Consider the following 25,525-nt stretch of genomic DNA (forward strand, 5'->3'; position numbering starts at 1 on the left):
ACCTTACTAACAAAGCGGGAGCGGCCGAAGCCACTCCCGCCGGTCGGCCTAGCGGCGCAGACCCAGGCGCTCGATCAGCGAGCGGTAACGGGTGATGTCCTGCTTGGCGACGTACTTGAGCAGACGGCGGCGGCGACCGACCATCAGCAGCAGGCCACGGCGGCTGTGGTGGTCGTGCTTGTGACCCTTGAGGTGCTCGGTCAGCTCGATGATGCGGTGCGTGAGCAGAGCGACCTGGACCTCGGGGGAGCCGGTGTCACCTTCCGTGGTGCCGTACTCCGCGATGATCTTCTCTTTGGTGGCGGTGTCGATCGACACAACGCTCCTTCTCTAGAAAGTCGGTACGCAGGACGAACCCGGTGCGCGACCGGGATCAGACGCGACGACCGCGCGTACGAACAGTCGCCGTCGCGTGTGGCTGCGCGGCCCGCCGCCGATGGCGTGGGTGCACCGCGCTCCCCCGGCGGCGTGTCGCGGTGAGGCGACCGGCCGCAGGGCACACGTGGACATCGACCACCCTACCGTAAACGGGGAGGTGGCGGGCCCGCGACGCGAGCGGGGCGGGCCCTCCCTCCCGCCCGTCTACCCGGCGCTCAGGACCTCGCGGCACCGGTCCACGTCGCGGCGCATGGCCACGATCAGTTCGTCGATGCTCTCGAAGCGCTCCTGGCCGCGGATGCGCACGGTGAAGTCCACCGACATGCGCAGTCCGTACAGGTCCAGGTCGTCCCGGTCCAGGGCGTAGGCCTCCACGGTGCGCTCGGCGCCGTCGAACGTGGGGTTGGTGCCCACGGAGATGGCCGCGGGCCAGCACGCCTCCTCCCCGGTGGCCGGGACCGCGCGGTTCAACCAGCCCGCGTAGACGCCGTCGCCGGGGACGGCGGTGTCGGGGAGCAGGTCCATGTTGGCGGTGGGAAAGCCCAGCAGTTCGCGTCCGCGCGCGGCCCCGTGCACGACCTCGCCCTCGACCCGGTGCGGGCGGCCGAGCAGCTCGGCGGCCTTGGTCACGGAGCCCTCGGCGAGCAGTCCGCGCACACGGGTGGAGGTGATGGTGTCGCCGTCCGCGACCAGCGCGACCCCGTCGGCGGTGAAGCCGTACTCGGCGCCCAGCCCGGTCAGCGTGGCGACGTCGCCGGCCGCGCGGTGCCCGAAGCGGAAGTCCTCTCCCACGACCACGGCCGAGGCGTGCAGGCGGTCGACCAGGACTCGCTGGACGAACTCCTCGGGGGACAGGGAGGACAGGTCCTTGCCGAAGGACAGGACGCACACGGCTTCGGCACCGTGTTCGCCGAGCAGCGCCAGGCGCCGCTCCAGCGGGGTGAGCACCGGTGGGGTGGTGCCGCGCAGCACCGTCTCGGGATGGGGGTCGAAGGTCACCACGACCACCGGGAGCCCGAGTTCACGGCCGTGCCCGGCCGCGGTCTCCAGGATGGCCTGGTGGCCCCGGTGCACTCCGTCGAACACGCCGACCGCCACCACGGAGCGCCCCCATCCGGAGGGCACGCCCTCCAGCCCGTCCCATCGCCGCACGTCAGGCTCCCCTGCTCGTTGCTCCTCGTGATCCGCGCGAACCCCGCCGTGCCCAGCGCGGCCGGGTTCCGCCCGAACCAAGGGTGCCACGTCCGCGGATCCCCATCGCCACAAGGGGGTGTGTGGCCCGGCACACGCCGAGCGCCACTGCCAGAACTCCCGGAACCAGCTCTTCCCGAGTGGTGGTGGACCTCGGAGCGACCCCGGACGTCCGGCGCCGTGACGAGCGCCGTGACGTGCGGGCACGGGCCCGCGGCCGTCCACGGAGAGCGCCACGGCGCCGGACCTGCCGTCGCGGGTGGGGGTGACCGCCACACGTCTGCGCTCCGCCCTGCGCGGATTCGGGTTGGCACACGTGCGGACGGCGGCTACCGTTCCCGGATGGCGATGATCGACACGGGTACGACCCGTCTGGCCTACGACGAGGCCGGCTCCGGTCCCGCGATCGTGTTCGTGCACGCCGGAGTGGCCGACCGTCGTATGTGGGACCACCAGTTCACCGCGCTCGCGAGGACCCACCGCGTGGTCCGCTACGACTGGCGCGGCCATGGCGGCTCGGCCGACCACGAGGGGCCCGTCGCCCACCACGAGGACCTGCTGGCCCTCATGGACGCGCTGGACATCGACCGGGCGGTCCTGGTCGGCGCCTCCCTCGGGGCCGCCTACTGCGCGGACGCCGCGCTGGCCGCCCCAGAGCGGGTGGAGGCACTGGCCCTGGTGTGCCCGGGCATGTCGGGGCACGAGTGGCCGGAGGCGTTCACCCGGGAGGCACGGAAGATGGTGCTGGGCGCCGTCCCCCACGAGCAGCTGGAGGTGTACCGGGCGGGCCACGCCGACCCGGACCCCGGCGACGTGGCGGCGATGGCCGAGGCCCAGGCCCGGTTCATGGTGCTGGGCCCCGGGCGCGTACCCGAGGACATGCCGATCGAGGCGTGGGACCTGACACTGCTGATGCTGCGTGAGCTGTTCGCGCGCCGGTGGTCCGGCCCCGTCGGCGCCACCCGCTGGCCCGAGCGGCCCGCCAAGGAGCGCCTCGGCGAGATCGCCGTGCCGACACTGGTGGTCAAGGGGGCCTCCGAGATCGCGCAGGTGCGGGAACTCGCGGACCTGTACGCCGGGAACGTGCCCCGAGCACGGCTGCTGGAGCTGGCCGACACCGGCCACCTGCCGTCCGTGGAGCGCCCCGCCGAGCTGACCGCCGCCCTCGCGGAGTTCCTGGCCGCCCCCTGACCGGGGCGGGGGCCGCGTGAGGTCAGGCGGGCTCGAAGACCACCACGGGCTTCATGTGGTCCCGGCGGTTCTCCCCCAGAGCGATCACACGGCCGTCCGGGGCGAACAGGCCGACCGGCCCGCTCCCCGACCCGTCGGGCTCGATCCGGTTACCGTGCTGGATGCGGCGCGTCTCCTGCTCGGTGAGCGCGCGCGGGGGGAAGGCGGCGGCGACGGCCTCGGCCAGCGGGACCTGCGCGAACTCCTGGGCCAGCTGGTCCAGCGTGCGTGCCCGGGACAGGTCGTAGGGGCCCACGCGGGTACGCCGCAGCGCGGTCAGGTGACCGCCCACGCCCAGGCCGGTACCCATGTCGCGGGCCAGCGAGCGGATGTAGGTGCCGCTGGAGCAGGTGACGGCGGCGTCCACGTCCACGAAGTCACCGTCGGCGTCGGAAACGCGGCGCACGTCCGTGACGGCGAACTCCGAGACGGTGACCGTACGGGCCCTGAGGACGACCTCCTTGCCCTCGCGCGCCGACTTGTAGGCGCGCTTGCCGTCCACCTTGATCGCGCTGACCTGGGGCGGGACCTGCTGGATCCGACCGGTGAGCTTCTCGGCCGCCGCCCGCACGGCATCGGCGGAGACACCGGAGGCGTCCACCCGGACACCGGGCTCGCCCTCGGCGTCGTCGGTGTTGGTGGTCAGGCCCAGCCGGACGGTGGTCTCGTAGACCTTCTCGGTCAGGGTCAGGTGACCGAGGAGCTTGGTGCCCTTCTCGATTCCCAGCACCAGGACACCGGTGGCCATCGGATCCAGGGTGCCGGCGTGGCCCACCCTGCGGGTGCGTGCCAGCCCGCGCGTCTTGGCGACCACGTCGTGCGAGGTCCAGTCGGCGGGCTTGTCGACGACCACGACGCCGCTCTCGGCCATGGAACTCCTCGAAAAGGGTGGGGCGGCGGCGCTGTCCGCGCCGCCGCCGGGGTGTTACTCGTCCTCGTCCTCGTACTCGCGCGGAACCCGGTAGGGATCGGCCTCGCCTGCGGGCTTGGCGCCGCTGGCGCGCTTGGCCAGCTCCTCGTCGGACTCGCGCGCCTTGAGCAGCAGCTCTTCGATGTGCTGGGCGTTCTCCTGCACCTCGTCGAGGACGAAGGTCAGGCTCGGCGTGTGGCGGATACCGGTCTGGCGACCCACCTCGGTGCGGATCACGCCCTTGGCGCTCTCCAGTGCGGCGGCGGAGGCGGCCTTCTCCTCCGGGGTGCCGAACACCGTGTAGTACACCTTGGCGTCCCGCAGGTCGGCGGTGATACGCGCGTCGGTCACGGTGACGAATCCCAGGCGCGGGTCCTTGATCCGCCGGTCCAGCATCTCGGCGACGATGCGCTGGATACGGTCGGCGATCTTCCGCGCGCGTGCGGCGTCAACCATCGTCAGTCTTCCTCTTCGTTGAAGAGCCGCTGCCTGGCGGAGAGCAGCTCCAGTTCGGGACGGGCCGCGACGAAGCGCTCGCAGGTGTCCATCAGGTCCCGGACGTGCGCCGCCGTCGGAGCGACCACCGCGACGCCGATCCTGGCCCGGCGGTACAGGTCCTGGTCCCCCACCTCGGAGACCGATACAGAGAACTTGCGGCGCAGCTCGGCGGTGACCGGCCGCACCAGCGAACGCTTCTGTTTGAGCGAGTGGACGTCACCGAGAAGGACGTCCAGGGTCAGCGCCCCAACGTACAAGTGATCACCCGTGGTGTGTGAGGTTGCGGGAAAACCGTACTCGGTCTCAAACGCGGGGCCCCGGCCACACGGCCGGGGCCCCGTCGGATCAAGCTCCGCGGGTGTCAGTCGCGGGGCTTCTCCTGCATCTCGTAGGTCTCGATGACGTCACCGACACGCAAGTCGTTGTAGCCGACGCCGATACCGCACTCGAAGCCCTCGCGGACCTCGGTCGCGTCGTCCTTGAACCGACGCAGCGAGTCCACGTTGAGGTTCGAGGAGACGACGACGCCCTCACGGATGAGCCGCGCCTTGGCGTTGCGGCGGATGAGGCCGCTGCGGATGATCGAACCGGCGATGTTGCCGATCTTCGGCACCTTGAAGACCTCGCGGATCTCGGCGCTGCCGAGCTGGACCTCCTCGTAGATGGGCTTGAGGAGACCCTTGACGGCGGCTTCGACCTCGTCGATGGCCTGGTAGATGACCGAGTAGTACCGGATGTCGACGCCCATGCGGTCGGCCAGCTGGCTGTTCTTGCCCTCGGGCCGAACGTTGAAGCCGACGATGATCGCGTCCGCGGACGCCGCCAGGTTGATGTCGTTCTGCGTGATCGCACCGACACCGCGCCCGATGATCCGGATACTGACCTCGTCGCCACCCGCGTCGATCTTGAGCAGGGACTCCTCCAGCGCCTCGACGGAACCGGACATGTCGCCCTTGATGAGGAGGAGCAGCTCGGAGCGCTCACCCTCCTTGATGGCGTTCTGCCAGTTGTCGAGGGTGACCCGGCGGGTCGAACGCGCCTGCTGGGCGAAGCGCTCGCGCGCCTCACGCTGCTGGGCGATCTGCCGCGCCACCCGGTCGTCCTTGACGACCAGGAAGTTGTCACCGGCGCTGGGAACGTTGGTCAGACCCAGCACCTGCACCGGACGGGACGGCTCGGCGCTCTGCACGTTCTGGCCGTGCTCGTCGAGCATGGCGCGAACGCGGCCGAAGGCGTCGCCGCAGACGATCGAGTCGCCGACGTTGAGCGTGCCGCGCTGGACCAGCACCGTGGCCATGGAACCGCGACCGCGGTCCAGGTAGGCCTCGATCGCCAGACCCTGCGCCGACATCTCCGGGTTGGCCTGGAGGTCCAGGGCCGCGTCGGAGGTCAGCACGACCGACTCGAGCAGGGCGTCGATGTTGTCGCCCTTGAGCGCGGAGATGTCCACGAACTGGACGTCGCCGCCGAACTCCTCGGCCACCAGGCCGTACTCGGTCATCTGGGCGCGCACCCGCTGCGGGTCGGCGCCCTCGACGTCGATCTTGTTGACCGCGACCACGATCGGGACCTCGGCCGCCTTGGCGTGGTCGATGGCCTCCGCCGTCTGCGGCTTGACACCGTCGTCGGCGGCCACGACCAGCACCGCGACGTCGGTGACCTTCGCACCGCGGGCACGCATGGCGGTGAACGCCTCGTGACCGGGGGTGTCGATGAAGGTGATCTTGCGCTCTTCACCGTCCACCTCGGTGGCGACCTGGTAGGCACCGATGTGCTGGGTGATACCGCCGGCCTCGCCGCTGACGACGTTGGTCTTGCGGATGGTGTCCAGCAGCCGGGTCTTACCGTGGTCGACGTGACCCATGACGGTGACCACGGGCGGACGCGGACGCAGGTCCTCGTCGGTGCCCTCGTTCTCACCGAACTCGATGGAGAACGACTCCAGCAGCTCGCGGTCCTCGTCCTCCGGGCTGACGACCTCGACCCGGTACTTCAGCTCGTCACCGAGCAGCTGGAGGGTCTCGTCCGGAAGGGACTGGGTCGCGGTGACCATCTCGCCCAGGTGCATCATGACCTGGACCAGCGACGCCGGGTTGACGTCGATCTTGTCGCCGAAGTCCGACAGCGAGGCGCCGCGGGACAGGCGGATGGTCTGGTTGTTGCCGCTCGGGATCTTGACGCCGCCGAAGGACGGGGCCTGGAGGTCGTGGAACTCCTGGCGCCGCTGCTTCTTGGACTTGCGGGCGCGCCCGGGACGACCGCCGGGACGGCCGAACGCACCGGCCGTACCGCCGCCGCGACCGCGACCGCCGCCACCGGGACGACCGCCGAAGCCACCCGGACGGCCACCGCCGCCACCGGGACGCGGACCGGCACCCGCGGGGGCTCCCCCGCGACCGCGGCCACCGCCGGCGGGACGACCGCCGCCACCGCCGCGACCGGCGCCGGCGGGCGGGGTCGGACGGGACGAGGGCATGTTCATCGGGCTGGGACGCGGGCCACCGGGACGGGGGCCCGGACGCGGGCCGCCGCCGGCGGCACCACCCGGACGGGGAGCGCCGGCGCCACCGGGACGCGGGGCGCGCTGGTCGCCGCCGCCCTGGGGGCCGGGACGCGGACCCGGACGCGGAGCGCCGCCACCGGGACGGGGGGCACGCTGGTCGCCGCCGCCCTGCGGGCCGGGACGCGGACCCGGACGCGGAGCGCCGCCACCCGGACGCGGAGCGGGCTTGGAGCCCATGCCGGAGGCGTTGGACGCGAACGGGTTGTTACCCGGACGCGGACCGGTCGGACGCGGGCCCGGACGGGCTCCGCCGCGCTCGGCGCGGTCACCACGCTGGGGACGGTCGCCGCGCTGCGGGCGCTCGGGACGGCCACCCTCGGAGCGACCGCCTTCAGGGCGGTCACCCTCGGAACGGTCGCCCTCGGAACGACCGTCCTCGGGACGGACGGCTTCGGGACGGCCCGCCGGAGCACCGGGCTTGGGCGCACCACCGGGGCGGGAACCCGCCTCGCCCTTGGGCCCCTTGGGACCGGGCCTGGGCGCGCCCGGACGCGGGGCGGACTCGCCCTGCGCGGCCGGCTTGGGCGCGGGACCCGGCTTGGGACCCGGCTTGGGCGCCGGACCCGGCTTCGGGGCGGCGCCGTTGTCCGCGGCGGCACGCGGGCCGGGCTTGGCTGCCGGGCCCTTCTGTCCACCGTCGGAACCGTTGTTGAAAGCTTCTTGTAGGCGTCGTACGACGGGGGCCTCTATCGTCGAGGACGCCGAACGAACGAATTCGCCCATCTCGTTGAGCTTGGCCAGAACGGCCTTGCTCTCCACACCGAACTCTTTGGCGAGTTCGTACACCCGGACCTTCGCCACTACTCTCCTTCAGCTTCGGTCCGGGACATGGGCTCGTGCCGGACCGTCGTTAGCTTGAGTTACTCATCGCTGCGTACTCATCAGGCGCTCATCGCAATCTCGACCTGCTTCCTCATCGCTACACAACAATGGGCCGGTTCTTAGGTGCCGACACAGCACTGGTACGCCGACCTCGGTCAGTACAACCCGAAGATCGACCCAGACATTCCAACCCTATCGGGAGCGCTGACTCGATCCGCCACACGGGGCGGCGTCGAACAGGGCCGCCACGGACGAGGTGTCCCATCCGGCGTCCCCCGCTCCCCTCCGGTATGCGCGGGACCACACCCTGCGTCGCTCGGCGAACTCGAAGCACCGCCGGTCGTGGTGCAGGTAGGCGCCGCGCCCCGGACGTCGACCCCGGGTGTCGGGCGTGATGGTTGAGCCCACAGCCACCAGCCGCACGAGGTCGGACTGGACTGCCCGCGACCGGCACCCCACGCACGTACGCACGGGACGGTCAGGACCGTCTGGGACCACTCTAGCGCGTCGAGACATCCCCGCGGTCCGATCAGCCGGTCGCGGTGGCGTCGTCGTCCTCGGTCGCACCCTGGTCACGGATGCTCTCACTGGGGTCGGCGTCGGAGCGGATGTCGATGCGCCAACCGGTCAGACGTGCGGCCAGGCGGGCGTTCTGGCCCTCCTTGCCGATCGCCAGGGACTGCTGGTAGTCGGGCACGACCACGCGTGCGACCCGGGCGGCCATGTCGAGGATTTCCACGGAGTTGACCCGTGCGGGGGACAGGGCGTTGGCCACGAACTCGGCCGGGTCCTCGGAGTGGTCGACGATGTCGATCTTCTCCCCGTGGAGTTCGGCCATGACGTTGCGGACGCGGCTGCCCAGCGGGCCGATGCAGGCGCCCTTGGCGTTGACGCCGCCCCGGTTGGAGTGCACCGCCATCTTGGTGCGGTGCCCGGCCTCACGGGCGATCGCCGCGATCTCGACGGTGTTGTCGGCGATCTCGGGCACCTCCAGCTCGAAGAGCTTGCGCACCAGGTTGGGGTGCGTGCGCGAGAGGGTGACCGAGGGGCCGCGGTGGCCCTTGCGGACCTGCACGACGTAGGCGCGCAGGCGCTCGCCGTGGGTGTAGGTCTCGGTGGGCACCTGCTCCTGCGGGGGCAGGACCGCCTCGATCCTGCCGAGGTCCACCAGCACGTTGCGGGGGTCCCTGCCCTGCTGGATGATCCCGGAGACGATGTCGTGCTCGCGCCCGGCGAACTCGCCGAGGGTCAACTCGTCCTCGGCGTCGCGCAGGCGCTGGAGGATGACCTGTTTGGCGGTGGAGGTGGCGATGCGGCCGAACCCGGTCGGGGTGCCGTCGAACTCGCCGACGACCTCGCCGTCCTCGTTGGTGTCGGTCACCCACACGACCACGTGGCCGCTGGAGCGGTTGAGCTCCACGCGCGCCCGCTTGTCGGGGCCCTCCTCGCGGTGGTAGGCGATCAGTAGCGCGTCCTCGATGGCCTTGGCCACCAGCTCGACCGAGATGTCCTTCTCGCGTTCCAGGCTGCGCAGAACGCTCATGTCAATGTCCACGGGGCTCCCCCTCTAGTCCGCCGCGTCGGTGTCGGCTTCGCGGCGGAATTCCACCTGGATCCTGCCCTTGCCGAGTTCGGCGTGGGTGAAGGTGCGGGGCTGGCCCTCGACGTCCAGGGTGACCCCTTCGTCGTCGGCGTCGGTGACGCGGCCGGTGACCTGCCCGCCCTCGGCGAGGGGGGCCTGCACCCGACGGCCGCGGGAGCGGCGCCAGTGCCTCGGCTGCGTCAGCGGACGGTCCACCCCTGGTGAGGTGACCTCCAGGACGTAGGGCTGCCGGCCCATGACGTCGGAGGAGTCCAGGACGGTGTTGACCTCCTGGCTGACCTTGCCGACCGTGTCCAGGTCGACCCCGTTGTCGGAGTCCACGACCACGCGCAGGACGCGCCGCTTGCCCGCCGGTGTCAGTTCGACGGCCTCCAGGTCCAGTCCGACCTCGGCCAGTACCGGCTCCAGCAGCTCGGCGATGCGCTCCTCGCGCGACTGCGCTCCCATGTGGTCTTGCCCCTCCAACGGCGAAATCCCGCCCGCTCGGCCGTCGGGCCGGTGTACGGGGCGGTCCAGCTCTGTACGTAGTCTTCGACTGAAACCGGTCCGCTCCCCTTGGACGGGGACGCGGACCGCCCGCGCGTCGCGTACGACGGCGGCTGTGCTGCAAGGGTATCCACACCCGGACCCCTTCCAGGTCGCCGTCAGTGTCGGGGGCGCGTCGCCGTGTGGCCCCCGTGCGCGGGAAGTGCCTGTGAGGCGGCGGACCGGGCCCGCGCGGGGCGTGGAAAGATGGGGACCGGCCGCCGCCACGGGCGGTCCGCTGGCACGGAGGGAGAGCGTGTGGGGATCGGCTGCGTCAGCCGTCGCACGGTGCTGGGCGCGACGGCCGCGGTGGGTACCGGGGTCCTGGCCGGATGCGGCGGGACCGAGTGGTACCCCTCGGACATGACCCCGGACGAGTACGTGCTGCGTTCCGTGATCCGTGAGAAGGAACGGATGGTCACGCGCTACGAGGCCGCGGTCGCCGGGGACTCGGGGCCTCCGGAGCTGCTGGAGCGGTTCCTGGAGCACCACCTGTCCCACCTGGACGCGCTGCTGGAGGCCCTGCCCGAGGACTCCGCGCCCACGCCTTCGGCGGAGGGGCCGGACGCGTCCCCGTCGGCCCCGGAGGAGGATCCCGCGCTGGACGCGGTCCGGGGCGCCGCCGGGCTCGGCGTGCTGGAGGCGGCCGCGACGAGCGCCCGGCTGGACCAGGCCGGCGCCGTCACCGACCCGGGCCTGTCCCAGCTGATCAGTGCGATCGGCGCCTGCGAGGCAGGGCACGCGCACCTGTTGGCCGAGGCCTAGTCCGACGGGAGCGGCGGACGGTCGGGTACCCCGAGACAGAAGGCAGGTGGCAGGTGAGGGAGAGCTCCGCGTCCCCCGGGCAGGACCCCCCGGACGTCGGTCCGGACGCGCTGGCCGAGGCGCTGCGCGCCGAGCACGCGGCCGTGTACGGGTACGAGTACGTCGGCGGGGTGGCCGAGGACGAGGACCGCCGCGAGCGCGCGAGGGACAACGCCTACCAGCACAAGGCGCTGCGCGACGCGCTGCACGCGGCCGCGGTGGAGCGGGGTTTCGACCCGCCGCCCGCCCTGGCCTCGTATCCGCTCGCGCAGGGGCACGGCGACGAGGCCGTCGACTCCTACGCCGTGGCACTGGAGGAGACGACGGTACACGCCTACCTGTGGCTGACGGCCTCGCGGGACACCGGGCTCCGGGTGACCGGGGCGAGGGCCCTGCAGGAGGCGACCGTACGCGCACTGGAGTGGGGCGGGGCGCTGGACGCCCTGCCCGGGTTCGACGAGGCCGGGTAGGGGACCGGGGAGCGCCCCCGGCCCTCCCCCTCGTCCCTACCGGCGGCAGGCGGCGACGACGCGCTCCACGATCTCGGCCAGGGCGACCTCCTCGCGGTCCCCGGTGGCGCGGTCGCGCAGCTCCACCACGCCGTCCTTGAGACCACGGCCGACGATGACCCCGGTCGGGACGCCCAGCAGCTCGGCGTCGGTGAACTTCACGCCGGGGGAGACCCCCTTACGGTCGTCCACCAGCACGCGCAGGCCCCGGCCCTCCAGCTCCCGGGCGATGCGCAGCGACTCCTCGATCTGCTCGCCCTTGCCGGTACCGACCACGTGCACGTCGGCGGGCGCGATCTCGCGCGGCCAGACGATGCCCTTGTCGTCGTGGGACTGCTCGACGATCGAGGCGACGGTGCGCGAGACGCCGATCCCGTAGGAGCCCATGGTGATCCGCTTCGGCTTGCCGTCCGCGCCCAGCGCGTCCACCTGGAAGGTGTCGGTGTACTTGCGTCCCAGCTGGAAGATGTGGCCGATCTCGATGCCGCGCGCGGTGTACAGCGTGCCCTGCCCGTCGGGGGAGGGGTCGCCGTCGCGCACCTCGGCGACGTCGATGGTGCCGTCCGGGGTGAAGTCGCGGCCCGCGACCAGGTCGATGACGTGGTGCTCGGCCTTGTCCGCGCCGGTCACCCAGGCGGTACCGGTGACCACCCTCGGGTCGACCAGGTAGCGGACCTTGTTGTCCAGCAGCGCGCGGGGGCCGACGTAGCCCTTGACCAGGAACGGGTTGGCGGCGAAGTCGGACTCCTCCAGGAGCGCGACCTCGGTGGGCTCCAGCGCGGCCTCCAGGCGCTTGAGGTCCACCTCGCGGTCGCCGGGCAGGCCGACGGCCAGCAGCTCCCACTCCTTGGAGCCGGGGGCGCGGGTCTTGACCAGGAGGTTCTTGAGGGTGTCGGCCTCGCTGAAGTCGCGGCCCAGACCGGCCCCGTTGAGGAAGTCCACCAGGGTCTGGATGGTGGCTGTGCCCGGGGTGTGGTGCACCACGGCCTCGGGCAGCCCCTCGACGGGCAGCGCGTCGGGAGCCGGGACGGACACGGCCTCGACGTTGGCGGCGTAGTCGGACTCCGTGCTGCGCACGAAGGTGTCCTCGCCGTTCGGGGCGACGGCCAGGAACTCCTCGGAGGCCGAGCCGCCCATCGCGCCCGAGGTGGCCGACACGACCACGTACTCCAGGCCCAGCCGGTCGAAGATCCGGATGTAGGCGTCGCGGTGCTTGCCGTAGGAGGTCCGCAGGCCCTCGTCGTCGATGTCGAAGGAGTAGGAGTCCTTCATGTGGAACTCGCGGCCGCGCAGCACACCGGCCCGGGGACGCGCCTCGTCGCGGAACTTCTCCTGGATCTGGTACAGGATGACCGGGAAGTCCTTGTAGGAGGAGTACTCGCCCTTGACCAGGAGCGTGAACAGCTCCTCGTGGGTGGGGCCGAGCAGGTAGTCGGCGCCCTTGCGGTCCTTGAGGCGGAAGAGGGTGTCGCCGTACTCCTCCCAGCGCCCGCTGGCCTCGTAGTACTCCCTGGGCAGCAGCGAGGGCAGGAGGACCTCCTGTGCGCCGATGGCGCCCATCTCCTCGCGCACGACCCGTGAGACGTTGTCCAGGACGAGCTTGCCCAGGGGCAGCCAGGAGTAGACGCCCGGGGCCGCGCGGCGCACCAGGCCGGCGCGGACGAGCAGCTTGTGGCTCGGCACCTCGGCGTCCGCCGGGTCCTCACGCAGGGTGCGCAGGAACAGGGTCGACATCCGCAGTAGCACGGCCACTCCTCGTGGGATACGCAGGAAAACTGGAAGTCCCGAACACCTCCGGCAGACCCGGAGGGAGTCGGGATCCCCAGGCTAGCGCTAGTGCGGGCGCGCTCGCGCGGACGCGTACGCATAGCCTGGGGCCGAGGAACGGAGGCGGAAGTGGGCAGACGCCGCACGCGGGAGCGGGAGCGGGAGCAGGAGGAGCCGGCCGGGGAGCCGGGCATGGAGCTGCTCGCCGACGCCGACCGGCCGGACTCGTGGTTCCTGGTGGTGGAGGGCACGCCCCAGTCCCACGTGGACCTGTCCGACCCCTCCTACCTGGACTTCTCCTACATGCGCCGGATCGCGCACGCCGCCGACCTCGTGGCGCCCCCGGGAGAGCCCGTCGAGGTCCTGCACCTGGGCGCGGGCGCGCTCACCCTGGCCCGCTACGTGGCGCACACCCGGCCCGGGTCCCGGCAGCGCGCGGTGGACGTGGACGCGCCCCTGGTCGACATGGTGCGCCGACGCCTGCCCTGGGACCGCAGGGCGCAGCTGCGCGTGGGCATCGGCGACGCCCGGGAGTGGATCGCCGCCCGGCGCACCGACAGCGCGGACCTGGTGATCAGCGACGTGTTCGCCGGCGCGCGCACCCCGGCCCGGCTGACGTCGGCGGAGTTCTACGCCGAGCTGGCGCGTGTCCTGCGGCCCACCGGGATACTGGTGGTCAACATCGGCGACGGCGGGGGCCTGATCCACGCCCGGGGCCAGGTGGCGACCGCGCGGACGGCGCTGCCGCACACGGCGCTGTCCGCCGAACCGGGCGTGCTGCGCGGGCGCCGGTTCGGCAATCTCGTCCTGACCGCCTCCCACCGGCCCCTCCCCCTGGACGAGCTGGACCGCCGGGCCCACCGCGATCCGGAGATGGCCCGCCTGCTGGAGGGCGAGGACCTGGACCGCTTCGTCTCGGGCCGCGTCCCCGTCCACGACGCCGGCGCCGTCGACTCCCCCGCTCCCCCGGACGGCGTCTTCTAACCCATAGCGGGGCAAGACGGAAAAGCCCTACCGTTGGGCCATGCGAGTCTTCCCCGGGCCCATACGCGGCATCCGCAGGACGCGTCCCGCCGTTCCCGGGGCACGGGAGGAGCCGGCTCCGCGACTGTGGCCGCACATCCTGGGCGCGTGGGTGGTCACGGTCGGCGGGGTGTGCGCGACCAGCCTCGGCATCCTGTGGTTCCTGGGCTTCCCGGAGATCGACCGCCCGGATCAGATCCCGGTGACCGCCCTGGACGCCATCGCCACCCGCGCGTTCGCCGTCGTCGCCGGACTGAGCGGTATCGCCCTGCTGGTGATCGCCTACCACCGGCAGCGCAACAACAACCAGGAGAACCTGCGCGCGCGGAAGGCGGCCGAGCGCGAGGACGTCAAGCTCTTCAACGACCGCTTCACCGCCGCCTACACCGAGCTCGGCGGCGGGCACGCGGCCGTCCGGCTGGGGGCCGTCCACGCCCTGGCCCACCTGGCCGACGACGCGCCCGACCGCGAGCTGAGGCAGACCTGCATCGACGTCCTGTGCGCCTACGTCCGCATGCCCTACGGGGCCGATCCCGGATCCGGGGCGGAACGCGCCGTCGAACACGGATCCCTCCTCCTGCTCAGCGGACAGGAGGGGACTGCGCGGCAGTCCGACGAGGACCACGCCAGACGGCTGGAGTCCGCGTCCTTCCGGGAGGTTCGGCACAGCATCCTCCGCGTCGTCAGCGATCGTCTGCGGCAGGCGGACAGCCTTTGGCAGGGCCACAACTTCGACTTCACCGGCGCTGCCTTCGACGGCGGGCACTTCCGCAGGCTGGACCTCGTCTCGGGCCGTCTGAACTTCGACGAGGCGCGTTTCAACGGAGGAGAGGTCGACTTCCGCTACTCGCGGTTCGGCCGCGCCACCGTGTCCTTCCGCCGCGCCCACTTCAACGGAGGGACCGTCAACTTCCGCCACGTGCGGCTGTCGGGCAGGCACCACGGCCTCCCCGGGGGCCGGGGCGGCGATCCCGAGGCCGTGCGGCTCCAGGGCACGCACGTCGACTTCGCCAAGGCGCGCTTCGACGGCGCCGAAGTCCTGTTCCACGACTCCCGCTTCGAGGAGGGCGGCGCGAGCTTCCACAGGTCGGAGTTCGTCGCGGGGAGTGTGGAGTTCACCAAGGACGGTGCGGAGGAGGCCTCGGGTACACCGCCGTTCGGACTGCTGGACGCCGTGGCGGAGAGCACGCCCGGGGTGGTGGCCCTTCCGCGCCCGTGGATCCGACCGGAGAACGGTTCCCCGTACTCCGCGGGGAGTACGCCGGCGCCGGAAGACCCTCCCACCGGATGACGGCGCCCCCACGGGCCCCGTTACCCTCCACGGTCACGGTGTTCGTGTGGGCGGCTCTGGTCCCCGTGGTTCCGGTCATGTTCGTCGGCCGGGTTTGGCTCTACCGAATGACACGCCGTCCGGCGGTCGCACCGACCTTCTGTTCCTGACCCGGCCAGGGGAACACCCAGGTCACCACGTGTACGGCTGTCCCACAGCGGTTCCGTGGCGCCTGCCGGGGCATCCTCGCCGGGTTGGGGAGTCGGGAGAGCGGGCACGTCCCCGTCCGGGAAACACGCCCGTGGCGCCCCTCCCACCGGGGGAGGGCTACGGCGTGCTCGTGCGCGGGCGTTGTCGAGCCCCTGAGGAGGGACTGTGACTCACCCCCTGACCACAACCCCCGACCTGAGCGGATGCAGCTGCGGATCGGGCTGCGGCTGCGGCTGCCAGAGCGGCGGCTCCTGCAGTTGCGGCGGAAGCTGCAGCTAGAGAACCTCCGGCCCCGGGCCCCCCGGGAGCCGGAGAACCCCTGTCCCCTTCCTGCGGGCCGCCCCCACCGGGTGGCCCGCTCCCATGTTCCGGCCAGGCCTCACTCCCCCGCCCCGGCATGTCGCGACAGCAGGCAATGATGGGTATACGCTGTGTGACCAAGCGAAGCTGCGCGTCCACCCGTTGGGGGAGATCAGCGATGCCGCCGTTCACCAGGCCAGCGTCGGGAAGGGGCCACCTCTCCGAACACGCGAGGCTGCTCCAGTACGTGTTGTGCGTCCGGGAGCGCTCGGCGCGGGCGGCCCCCTGGGAACCGGGCACGGTCGGGGTCCCGGCCACCGGGCCCTCCAGTGCCCTGGTCCGTATCAACGACGTCGCCTTCTACGCGAACGCCCGCGAGGAGGTGTCCGCCCTGGCCGGTGCGTGCGTGGACCTGCTGCACCTGCACGCCCCCGACACGGGGGAGCCCGGCGCGTGTCACTGCCGCGGGTGCCTCCTGGCCTGGCCCTGCCCCACCTTCGCCCGGCTCCGCCGCCTTCTCCCCTAGCCGCCCGGGAACCGGTCCGGTGATCCGCCGCTTCGCCGTCGAGGCGGGACCGGCCCCGCCGGCTCCGACCGCCACATCCGAGGACCTCCCGAAACGGACGTCGCCCGCCGAAGTCGGGGCGCGATCCGACTTCGACGGGCGACGGTCCTCGCCTGCCGTCCGCTGACACCCCGCGGGCGAACCGCCGGGCGCCCTCACCGGTCCAGGCACACCCAGAGATTAATACTGGAACGCGTTCTACCGCAAGGCCCAGGACTCTATCCGAATACCGCACAAACCAAGGAGAACAGGGCCAGCCATGGCGTTGGAACAGGATCTCATCGGCTCGGCCGGAACAGAATGCCGGTCAGGGCGACCGGATCCGGCGGTGGAGCACACACGGCACGACCGGCGGCGCGAGGGCCGCGCAACGCACGGCGGCGCGTCCCCGCCCGGCGACGGCGCGGTCGGAGCCGGGGGAACTCCTTCCCGCCGTCGCGGGGCGGTCAGGCCCAGGGGCGGGGGACAGCCCCTGGGACCGACCTTGGGGGGCGGCAGGGCGCAGCGGCCCGAGTCTGCCGGAGGTGGGGGATCCTCCCCGCCGGGGCGCGTCCTACCCAACAGACGTTAACGATGCACCGGTAACGCGAACACCCCCCATCAGATAACCGGAGCGTCTCGATTCGCCCCGGTGGACACCCCGCCCTGATTCGTGACCTGCGCGAACGCGCTCCCCCTCCTCCACGCACCTCCAGAACCCCAGCACCCACAGGGGATACAAAAGCCCCAGAAACCGCAAGGAAACGAACCCCTTCCCACGAGAAGCGGCAACAGAAAAACCGGGAGCCGAAACGCTCCGCGACAACCCGGGGGAAGGTTGCACGGGGTTGCGATTCCCGGTCGGTGCAAGAAAGGCGTGTGCCCGGGGGTACTCGCCCCGGGCACGGAGTCAGCTTATCCGCGTGGCCAGCAGATACGCGGAAGGGCTGTCCGCGTCGACGATATCGGTCACCCTCCACGCCTGGCCGCCGACACTGAACACATCGCCCACACGGACGTCGATCATGGGCGTGGGGCGCCACTCCTTCGGCCCCCCGATCTTGGCGACCGCCTGACCGTCATCACCGGTCCAGAAGCTGCCCCCGCCGACCGGGCCTCCCGCGAAGCGGTCGTTCCGCCCGTAACTGATCTTCTCCTGCGCGCCGACCTCGTGGACCACAGTGGATTCAGTCCCAACCGTCTCGGATTCCATTGAAAGCGCAGCCATGCTAACCCGGACAGAGCCATTGTGGACGCCGTTTTCGGGCCCACACGTCGTTTCGAGCGAAGTCACTGACAAAAGTAATGCGCGGGTCGGGACCAAAGTCCTGACCCGCGCATCGGTGAATGACTGAATTATCAGTCCCCGGAGGAGCCCCGGCCGCCCTTGAGCCTGCCCACCAGAGTCTCGAACGCCGAGCTGAACGGGTGGTCGTGCACCATGTAGGTCCACGTCATCGACGGGCGCTTGACACCCACCGAGCCGACGTCGAGTTCGCCGTCCTCCACCTCCAGCTCCTCAAAGCTCTCCGCGGCGTGGGCGCGTGCCTCGTCCAGGAAGCCCTTGAAGACCGGCACCGCCTCGCGGTTGAACTCGTCCAGCGGGTCACGGCGGCCCAGGAAGCGCAGGTGGATGCCCTCACGCAGCTCCGACAGGAAGGCGTTGTGGTCGGTCCAGCCCCGGTCCAGGTGGTACAGGGTGATGAGGCGCGCCGCCTCCGCGACCTTCTCCTCGTCCAGCTCCTCCACCAGCTCCGCGTGCCGCTCCTTGCGGTCGGCCCTGATCTGCCGGTCGCCCTGGTCCCCGGTCAGGACCATCTCACGGTGCTCCAGCACCACGTCGCGCTGCACGTCGATCAGCTGGTTGTACCGCCAGGTGTTGCGGTGCACCTCCAACAGCTGTCCCTCGGCGACCCGCTGCGCGTGGTCCACCATGTTCAGCCAGCCCTCGTCGGTGATCTCGCCCTCGGCGGTGGTCTTGTACCCCGTGGTCTCCGAGGCGTGGTTGACCACCAGGTCGTCGTCCATGCTGACGAAGAAGATGGAGTCGCCCGGGTCGCCCTGACGCCCGGCGCGGCCGCGGAGCTGCCCGTCCAGGCGGCTGCTGGGGTAGCGGCCGAAGCCCATCACGTACAGGCCGCCGGTCTCCACCACCCGGTCGCGGTCGGTCATGTCGCTGCCGCCCAGGCGGATGTCGGTACCGCGGCCCGCCATCTGCGTGGAGACGGTGACGGCGCCGTAGGTGCCCGCCTCGGCGATGATGGAGGCCTCGTCGGCGTCGTTCTTGGCGTTGAGGACCACGCACTCCAGCCCGGCCTCGCGCAGGCGCCCGGCCAGCAGTTCGGACTCGGCCACGTCCTGGGTGCCGATGAGGATCGGCCGCCCGGTCTTGTGGACCTCCTCCACCTGGACGACGAGGGCGTCCTCCTTCTCCTCGCGCGTGGCGTACAGGCGCGTGCCGTGGTCCTCCCGGATGTTCGGCTTGTTGGAGGGGATGACCGCGACCTCCAGCTCGTAGAACTCGCGGAACTGCTCGGCGACGGCCATCGCGGTACCGGTCATACCGCCGCGCGTGGGATAGCGCAGGACGAGCGACTGCACGGTGATGGAGTCCAGCACCTCGCCGGTCGCGCTGAGCGCCACCTTCTCCTTGGCCTCGACCGCGGCCTGCAGGCCGTCCGGCCAGCGCTGGAGCAGGGCGATGCGTCCGCGCGACTCGTTGATGATCCGGACCTCGCCGTCGCGCACCACGTAGTGGATGTCGCGCTGGAGCAGGACGTGGGCGTGCAGGGCCAGGTTGACCTGCGGAAGGACGGAGGTGTCGTCCTCGGAGTAGAGGTCCACACCGCCCAGCGTCTTCTCCACGGCGTCGATCCCGGCGTCGGTGAGCTGGACGTTGCGCCCCTCGGCGTCGACCTCGTAGTGCAGACGCGGCTTGAGTGTGCGGACGACGTCGGCCATCTCCATGTCGGCGGCCACGCTCTCGGCGGCACCGGCCAGCACCAGCGGGACACGGGCCTCGTCGACGAGCACCGAGTCGGCCTCGTCGACGATCGCCACGTTGGGCGGCGGCACGACCCGGTCCGCGATGTCGGTGACCATGCGGTCGCGCAGGATGTCGAAGCCCAGCTCGCTGACGGCCGCGTAGGTGACGTCGCAGGAGTAGGCCGCGCGGCGCTCCTGCGGCGTGGAGTCCTCGTTGATCCAGCCCACGGTGACGCCGAGCATGTCGTAGAGGGGGCGCATCCACTCGGCGTCGCGCTTGGCCAGGTAGTCGTTGACGCTCAGCAGGTGCACACGCTGGCCGCGCAGCGCGAATCCGGCGGCGGCCAGGGCGCCCGAGAGGGTCTTGCCCTCGCCCGTGGCCATCTCGGCGACGTGGCCGTCGAGCAGGGCCATGACACCGAGGAGCTGCACGTCGAATGGTCGCTCGTCGAGGGAGCGCCGGGCGGCCTCACGACCGACGGCACACAGCAGCACGAGGTCTTCACGACCGTAGGGGAGTTCGGCGTTGCCGAGTTCGATGGCCTTGTCCGTCAGCTCGGCATCGCTGAGCTCACGCAGACCATCCTCCTCGGCCTCGATCGCCGACAGGAGCTTGGTATAGGGCCGTAGATCCACCGCACCGGGCTTACCCAGGAAGCGGCGGACGCTTTCCGCCATTCGTCCGAACACCACCACAGAGTAACGCCGGACACACATGTTTGTGGAACCACGGGTGCCCACATATCCGGATACTTCGGTCGCGACCTCTCCCCGGCGTCGATGGGGGCACCCGCGGCTCAGGCGAGCTGGCGGTGGTGGCCCTGCCGGGCCTCCAGGGCCATGCCGTACTTGACCAGCGTCACCAGGACCCGGATGACGGAGTTGCGGTCGCGGGCGTCGCAGTAGACGACGGGGACCTCCGGGGGCAGGTCCAGGGCTTCGCGCAGCTCATCGGGACTGTAGAGCGCCTCGGGGTCGAACTCGTTGACGGCCACGACGAAGGGCAGCCGGTACTGGCGCTCGAAGTAGTCCAGTGCCTGGAAGGTGTCCTCCAGGCGGCGGGTGTCGGCCAGGATCACCGCGCCCAGCGCGCCGCGTACCAGGTCGTCCCACATGAACCAGAAGCGCTGCTGGCCCGGGGTACCGAACAGGAAGAGGGTCAGATCGGTGTCCAACGAGATACGACCGAAGTCCATCGCGACCGTGGTGCTCGTCTTGTCCGGCGTGTGGGAGAGGTCGTCGACACCGACGCTGGCGGCGGTGACCGCGGCCTCGGTGCGGACGGGCGGGATCTCAGAGACGGCGCCGACGAACGTGGTCTTCCCGACCCCGAAGCCCCCGGCGACGATGATCTTGGTGGACAGCTCGTTGGATGCGTGGACATGGTTCGTGCTGTTTGCTGGATCGATCACAGTTAGTCCTAGCGGGAGTGCCGGGCCTGTGGGAGCTGAGGGGCTCGCACGACCCGGTCCTGAGGGGTACGGGACTCGCCGGGTTTGGTACCGCCGCGAGAGGCACCGCTCCTGGAACCTAACACCGGATAGCCGTCAGAGACGGCGTTTCGGCTCTTTGGTGTAACGGAACACAGCTTTCGTGAGACAGGGGGACCACGGGGCGCGGGCAGTCTGGGGAGTCACGGACGCCGGCGACCTTCCGTGGCGATGGATCCTCCACTCGGAACTGAGTGTAACCAGGTAAGCACACATTTGTACCCTGAAGGGGGGACTTTACGACATTGTGAGCGGTCATTTTCGGCCGCTTTCGGCCGTGCCGATCCCTGTCTGGCTCGGTCCCCGGAGTCTACGGTGGAGGCAGGCCCCCGCACCGGCAAGTGCGGTCGCGGAAAAGACTCCTGGCACGAGGACGCGACCATCCGCGGGAGCCTCGGCGGCGTCCCGGGTGGACGACCACCCGCCGACGTCTCGCTCTTCGGCGTCGGCCGGTCGGTACCCCCGGTCGGCGCTCCGGCGCCCCACCGGCCCACAACCGTCCACGTGGGCCGGTGGCGGCCTTCCCCCGCCCGCTCCCGCGGCCCCGCGCTCCCGCCGCCGCAGGACGGGCACCGCGTCCGGAGGTGCCGGGCCGGAGTATCCGCGACCCGCCACCCACGTTGGCCGTAGTATGGGCTGGCCCTCCCCGTCCGTTCCAGCATCACTTCTCACACCCGCGCGCGTACGTGCGCGAGGGCGCGGCCGGGGCAAGCAAGTCCGAGACGAAACTGTGAGCCGAGAACCCCACATGTCCGATCAGCGCGTCGTCCGCCCCACTCCCATCAGCGGTTTCCCCGAGTGGACCCCCCAGGTCCGGGCCGTGGAGCAGCGCTGGCTGGACCATATCCGCGCCGGGTTCGAGTCCTTCGGCTTCGCGTCGGTGGAGACCCCGTCCGTGGAGAACCTGGACGTGCTGATGGCCAAGGGCGAGACCTCCCAGGAGGTCTACACCCTGCACCGCCTCCAGTCCGACGCCAAGGACGACTCCGACGCCAGGCTCGGACTGCACTTCGACCTGACCGTGCCCTTCGCCCGGTACGTCGCCCAGCACTTCAACGAGCTGACCTTCCCGTTCAAGCGCTACCAGATGCAGCGCGTGTGGCGGGGTGAGCGCCCCCAGGAGGGGCGTTTCCGCGAGTTCACCCAGTGCGACATCGACGTCATCAACGTCGACTCCGTGCCGCTGCACTTCGACGCCGAACTGCCGCGCATCGTGCACCGGGTGCTCAGCGGCCTGGACATCCCCGCCTGGACGCTCAACGTCAACAACCGCAAGGTCCTCCAGGGCTTCTACGAGGGCTTGGGCGTCAAGGACCCGGTCGCGGTCATCCGCGCCGTGGACAAGCTCCACAAGATCGGTGACGACGGCGTGCGCCGGATCCTGCTGGCCGACGGCCTGACCGGCGAGCAGGCCGACGCGTGCCTGGCGCTGGCCCGGATCCGGGGTACCGGGTCCGACGTCGCCGAGCGGGTCCGCGCCCTGGGGGCCTCCTCCGAGCTGCTCGACGAGGGCCTGGACGAGCTCGCCTTCGTCATGGGCGACCTGGCCGACCTGCCCGGGGACAGCGTCGTCGCCGACCTGTCCATCGCCCGCGGCCTGGACTACTACACCGGCACGGTCTACGAGGCCTCCTTCGACGACGACCCCGGGTACGGGAGCATCTGCGCGGGCGGCCGGTACGAGGACCTGGCCGGGCAGTTCATCCGCAGGAGGCTGCCGGGCGTGGGCATCTCCATCGGTCTCACCCGCATCTTCGCCAAGCTCGTCGCGGAGGGCCGGATCCGGGAGGGGCGGTCCTGCCCCACCGACGTGATGGTCGTGGTGCCCGGCGCCGAGCGCCGCCGCGAGGCCCTGCGCACCGGCGAGCTGCTGCGCGGCCGCGGGTTCAACACCGAGGTGTTCCACTCCGCCGCCAAGGTCGGCAAGCAGATCCAGTACGCCGCCAAGAAGGGCATCCCCTTCGTGTGGTTCCCGCCGTTCGACGCCGACGGCGACCACGAGGTCAAGGACATGGGCTCCGGCGAGCAGGGCCCCGCCGATCCCGGCACCTGGGCTCCCGGCGACACGGTCACGGCCTCGGAGCCGGGCACGGGCACGGGCACCGCGGGGTAGCCGCTTCGGGGGCGTGTTCGGCGAACACGGGACACGCCCTACCACCTTCCCGGTCGGGATGGGCGGTTTCGGCCCGCTCGTGCCGGAACCGGCCACCGTGGGGACAGGTCCGACCCGCGAGTGCGACACTGGAGACGGAGTTCCCCGTGCGCCGCGTCCGGCGCGGTGCACGGGCCGGTTCGGTGTCCTAGTAATCGAGGCCATGTCTCCTCCCCGCCACAATCTGCCCCTGTCCGCCGGCGAGTTCGTCAGCTTCGTCGGGCGTGAACGCGACATCGTCGATCTGGGCCGCCTCCTCGGTACCGCCAGGATGGTCACGCTGACCGGTACCGGAGGCATCGGCAAGACGCGCCTGGCCCTGCACCTGGCCGAGCGCGTCATGCGCCGGTTCCCCGACGGCGTGCGCTTCATCGACCTCAGCGAGGCCTCCACCCACGACCAGGCGCTGCGCGCGGTGGCGGTCGGCCTGCAGGCGGTGGAGGACGACTCGCGCACGGCGATGGACGCCGTCATCACCTCGCTGCGCACCCGCAACCTGCTGCTGCTCCTGGACACCTGCGAGCACGCCGTGGGGCCGATGGCCAAGCTGTGCCAGGCGGTGCTGCGCGACTGCCCCCGGGTCCGCATCCTGGCGACCAGCCGCCAGCCGCTGCACGTGCCCGAGGAGACCATCTGGCGTGTGCCCCCGCTGTCCCTGCCCGCGCGGCCCACCCCCACCGACCCCCACGCGGCCGGCCCCGATCCCATCCCCCGTCGCGACACGCAGCGCTACGAGTCGGTACGGCTGTTCGTCACCCGCGCGCACGCCGCCCGCACCGGGTTCGAGATGACCAGGGAGAACTCCGGCTACATCGCGGAGATCTGCCGGATGCTGGACGGCATGCCGCTGGCGATCGAACTGGCCGCCGCCCGTATCCGGCTGCTGTCCGTGCAACAGATCCTGCACCGCCTGGACGACCGCTTCCAGCTTCTGACCAGCGACGGCTCCGAGGACCTGCCGCCGCGCCAGCGCACCCTGCGCGCGGTCCTGGAATGGAGCCACGACCTGCTCACCGACGCGGAGCGGCTCCTGCTGCACCGTCTGTCGGTGTTCTCCACGTGGTACCTGGAGGTCGCCGAGGACGTCTGCTCGGGCGAGGGGGTCGACCCCTCCGACATCCTGCCGCTGCACTTCTCCCTGCTGGACAAGTCGCTGGTGGTGATGGACGCCGAGATCGACGGCACCACCCACTACCGGCTGACCGAGACGGTGCGCGCCTACGCCGCCGAGCACCTGGCGCGGAGCGGTGGCGGGGACGACCGGTGGGAGCGTTACCTGCGCTTCTGCGTCACCCACCTGGAGGAGTGGGCCAAGGCCGACTGCGCACCGCTGGCCTGGGGCGAGCGCCTGGCACGTCTGAGGCTGCTCGACCACCACAGGGAGAACCACGTCCGGGTGGTGGACTGGGCGCTGTCGCGGGGACGCGTGGACGAGGCCCTGCGGGTGTGCGTGGCTCTGCGCTCCTACTGGATGGTGCGCGGTCTGGCCGCCGAGGGCAGCCGCGTCCTGGAGCGGGCGCTGGACACCGACCCCGACAGGCAGTCCCCGCGCCTGAGGGCGCGTGCCCTGGCCCTGCACGCCGAACTGCGTCTGGACCTGGACACGGCGCCGCGCGTGTCCACCCTGGCCACGTGCGCCCTGGAAGCGGCGCGGGCCTGCCGTGAGGCGGGGGCCGCGGCCTCGTCCCTGGCCACCAAGGCGGTGCTGTCCCAGCGCACCGGCGCGCTGGACGAGGGGCAGCGGCACGCCGAGCGGGCCAGGGAGTGGGCCTCCCAGGTCGACGACCCCGTCACCGAGGTGACCACGCTGGACGTGCTGGCGCAGTTGGCGCGCCGCCGCGGCGATGCCGCCCTGGCGAGCGGCTACCTGGAGCAGAGCATCTCGGTGGCCGAGAACCTGGGCGACCGGTGGAGCGTGGCCCGCTGTCTGCACGGGCTGGGATCGATCGCCGCCGAACGGCGGGACTTCCCGCGGGCGCGCGCCCTGTTCGCCGAGGCGCTGTCGGTCTTCGGCGAGCTGGAGGCGGCTCCGGCGACCGCGCACTGCGCCCGGGAGCTGGGGCGCCTGTACCTGGCCGAGGGCGAGGCGCTGCGGGCCAGGGAGCCCCTGTCGACGTGTCTGCGGGTGAGCTTCACCTCCGGGCAGCGTATCGCCGTGGCGCGCGCCCTGGAGGCGCTGGCGGAACTGGCGCTGGCCGAGGACGAGGCGGAGCGGGCCGCCGCCCTGGTGGGGGTGGCCGCCGACCTTCGCACGTCGCTGGACCAGCCCTCGGCCGAGACGCTGCGGCTCCGGTCGGCGGTGGAGCGGCGGGTGGGCGGAGCGCGGACCGCCGAGGCGTGGAACGCGTGGCGCTCCCTGCCCCTGGAGCAGGTGCTCGACCGGGCGCTGGCATTTCCCCGGCCCCCGGCCCCAGGAACCACCGGTCCGGGCTCCCTGACCCCCCGGGAGAGGGAGGTGGCCGAACTCGTCGAACGGGGCCTGTCCAACCGGGAGATCGCCGAGCGGCTGACGATCAGCCAGGCGACCGCAGCCCGACATATCGCGAACATCTTCAGAAAACTATCGATTTCCTCCAGGGCACAGTTGACCGGCTGGGCCGTGTCGGAGGACGGTGTCTGAGAGGGGTCGCGGACGGCGGGAAGCACTTGCACAGTGCGCGTGCACCCGCTAAGACAGGAACCCCAGGTACCAACGCCCACCCGACCACGTCCACCCTGCCGACCTTCTCCCCCGTCCCTGGTGAGAACCCT

Annotated in this window: 21 protein-coding genes; 8 read left to right on the forward strand and 13 right to left on the reverse strand. The window is 71.4% G+C overall.

Annotated features, from left to right (window positions below):
* Positions 1-48: 48 nt before the first annotated feature.
* Together rpsO and FYX01_RS07225 are read right to left on the reverse strand one after the other, a co-directional pair.
* A complete protein-coding gene (gene rpsO, locus FYX01_RS07220; protein WP_150238846.1) occupies positions 49-318 on the reverse strand; it encodes a 30S ribosomal protein S15 in 270 nt (89 codons plus the stop codon).
* 264 nt (positions 319-582) lie between these two features.
* Entirely contained in the window at positions 583-1,530 is a 948-nt protein-coding gene (locus FYX01_RS07225; protein ID WP_150238848.1) for a bifunctional riboflavin kinase/FAD synthetase, read from the reverse strand.
* A 381-nt stretch (positions 1,531-1,911) separates the two neighbouring features.
* On the opposite strand from FYX01_RS07225, the gene FYX01_RS07230 reads away from it, so the two are divergent.
* Positions 1,912-2,760, forward strand: a complete 849-nt coding sequence (locus FYX01_RS07230; protein WP_150238851.1) for an alpha/beta fold hydrolase — start codon at positions 1,912-1,914, stop codon at positions 2,758-2,760.
* Positions 2,761-2,782: 22 nt separating this feature from the next.
* Here the strand turns inward: FYX01_RS07230 and truB are convergent, their stop codons facing one another.
* The 7 genes from truB to rimP all read right to left on the reverse strand — a co-directional run bounded on the left by truB (position 2,783) and on the right by rimP (position 9,642).
* The gene (gene truB, locus FYX01_RS07235) at positions 2,783-3,670 is read right to left on the reverse strand and encodes a tRNA pseudouridine(55) synthase TruB (RefSeq protein WP_150238853.1); all 888 of its coding nucleotides are present in this window, start codon (positions 3,668-3,670) and stop codon (positions 2,783-2,785) included.
* A 54-nt stretch (positions 3,671-3,724) separates the two neighbouring features.
* On the reverse strand, positions 3,725-4,165 hold the full coding sequence (gene rbfA, locus FYX01_RS07240) for a 30S ribosome-binding factor RbfA (protein WP_150238855.1): 441 nt from the start codon (positions 4,163-4,165) through the stop codon (positions 3,725-3,727).
* A 2-nt stretch (positions 4,166-4,167) separates the two neighbouring features.
* Positions 4,168-4,464, reverse strand: coding sequence for a DUF503 domain-containing protein (locus FYX01_RS07245; protein WP_150238858.1), 297 nt, complete (start codon positions 4,462-4,464; stop codon positions 4,168-4,170).
* 104 nt (positions 4,465-4,568) lie between these two features.
* Complete coding sequence (gene infB, locus FYX01_RS07250; protein ID WP_150238860.1) at positions 4,569-7,571, reverse strand: translation initiation factor IF-2; 3,003 nt, start codon at positions 7,569-7,571, stop codon at positions 4,569-4,571.
* Between the two features lie 213 nt (positions 7,572-7,784).
* Positions 7,785-8,108 (reverse strand): YlxR family protein, encoded by a 324-nt coding sequence (locus FYX01_RS07255; protein WP_150238862.1) that lies wholly within the window; start codon positions 8,106-8,108, stop codon positions 7,785-7,787.
* A gap of 13 nt (positions 8,109-8,121) precedes the next feature.
* Positions 8,122-9,135 (reverse strand): transcription termination factor NusA, encoded by a 1,014-nt coding sequence (gene nusA, locus FYX01_RS07260; protein ID WP_150238864.1) that lies wholly within the window; start codon positions 9,133-9,135, stop codon positions 8,122-8,124.
* Between the two features lie 24 nt (positions 9,136-9,159).
* Complete coding sequence (rimP, locus tag FYX01_RS07265) at positions 9,160-9,642, reverse strand: ribosome maturation factor RimP (RefSeq protein WP_150238866.1); 483 nt, start codon at positions 9,640-9,642, stop codon at positions 9,160-9,162.
* Between the two features lie 336 nt (positions 9,643-9,978).
* Here rimP and FYX01_RS07270 point away from each other — a divergent pair, with 336 nt between their 5' ends.
* Together FYX01_RS07270 and FYX01_RS07275 are read left to right on the forward strand one after the other, a co-directional pair.
* Positions 9,979-10,485: a ferritin-like domain-containing protein gene (locus tag FYX01_RS07270; protein ID WP_150238868.1), complete on the forward strand. Its 507-nt coding sequence runs from the start codon at positions 9,979-9,981 to the stop codon at positions 10,483-10,485.
* 53 nt (positions 10,486-10,538) lie between these two features.
* Positions 10,539-10,994, forward strand: a complete 456-nt coding sequence (locus FYX01_RS07275) for a ferritin-like domain-containing protein (RefSeq protein ID WP_150238870.1) — start codon at positions 10,539-10,541, stop codon at positions 10,992-10,994.
* A gap of 36 nt (positions 10,995-11,030) precedes the next feature.
* On the opposite strand, the gene FYX01_RS07280 is transcribed toward FYX01_RS07275, so the two are convergent.
* Entirely contained in the window at positions 11,031-12,767 is a 1,737-nt protein-coding gene (locus FYX01_RS07280) for a proline--tRNA ligase (RefSeq protein WP_150239395.1), read from the reverse strand.
* A gap of 162 nt (positions 12,768-12,929) precedes the next feature.
* On the opposite strand from FYX01_RS07280, the gene FYX01_RS07285 reads away from it, so the two are divergent.
* The 3 genes from FYX01_RS07285 (at position 12,930) to FYX01_RS07300 (ending at position 16,129) form a co-directional block, all read left to right on the forward strand.
* Positions 12,930-13,784, forward strand: a complete 855-nt coding sequence (locus FYX01_RS07285) for a spermidine synthase (RefSeq protein ID WP_150238872.1) — start codon at positions 12,930-12,932, stop codon at positions 13,782-13,784.
* Positions 13,785-13,824: 40 nt separating this feature from the next.
* The gene (locus tag FYX01_RS07290; RefSeq protein WP_190394217.1) at positions 13,825-15,114 is read left to right on the forward strand and encodes a pentapeptide repeat-containing protein; all 1,290 of its coding nucleotides are present in this window, start codon (positions 13,825-13,827) and stop codon (positions 15,112-15,114) included.
* A 667-nt stretch (positions 15,115-15,781) separates the two neighbouring features.
* Positions 15,782-16,129 carry a hypothetical protein gene (locus FYX01_RS07300; RefSeq protein ID WP_150238874.1) on the forward strand — a complete coding sequence of 116 codons (348 nt, stop codon included), beginning with the start codon at positions 15,782-15,784 and terminating at the stop codon, positions 16,127-16,129.
* Between the two features lie 928 nt (positions 16,130-17,057).
* Here FYX01_RS07300 and FYX01_RS07305 read toward each other — a convergent pair.
* The 3 genes from FYX01_RS07305 to FYX01_RS07315 form a co-directional block, all read right to left on the reverse strand.
* Positions 17,058-17,360, reverse strand: a complete 303-nt coding sequence (locus FYX01_RS07305; RefSeq protein ID WP_223830345.1) for a DUF6406 domain-containing protein — start codon at positions 17,358-17,360, stop codon at positions 17,058-17,060.
* A gap of 146 nt (positions 17,361-17,506) precedes the next feature.
* Positions 17,507-19,810, reverse strand: a complete 2,304-nt coding sequence (gene secA2 / locus FYX01_RS07310) for an accessory Sec system translocase SecA2 (protein WP_150238876.1) — start codon at positions 19,808-19,810, stop codon at positions 17,507-17,509.
* A 119-nt stretch (positions 19,811-19,929) separates the two neighbouring features.
* Positions 19,930-20,544 carry a GTP-binding protein gene (locus FYX01_RS07315; RefSeq protein WP_150238878.1) on the reverse strand — a complete coding sequence of 205 codons (615 nt, stop codon included), beginning with the start codon at positions 20,542-20,544 and terminating at the stop codon, positions 19,930-19,932.
* Positions 20,545-21,370: 826 nt separating this feature from the next.
* Here FYX01_RS07315 and hisS point away from each other — a divergent pair.
* A complete protein-coding gene (gene hisS, locus FYX01_RS07320) occupies positions 21,371-22,735 on the forward strand; it encodes a histidine--tRNA ligase (protein WP_150238881.1) in 1,365 nt (454 codons plus the stop codon).
* A gap of 202 nt (positions 22,736-22,937) precedes the next feature.
* Positions 22,938-25,394, forward strand: a complete 2,457-nt coding sequence (locus tag FYX01_RS07325) for an ATP-binding protein (protein WP_150238883.1) — start codon at positions 22,938-22,940, stop codon at positions 25,392-25,394.
* Positions 25,395-25,525: the final 131 nt, after the last annotated feature.

Source organism: Nocardiopsis quinghaiensis (assembly GCF_008638365.1).
GTDB lineage: Bacteria > Actinomycetota > Actinomycetes > Streptosporangiales > Streptosporangiaceae > Nocardiopsis > Nocardiopsis quinghaiensis.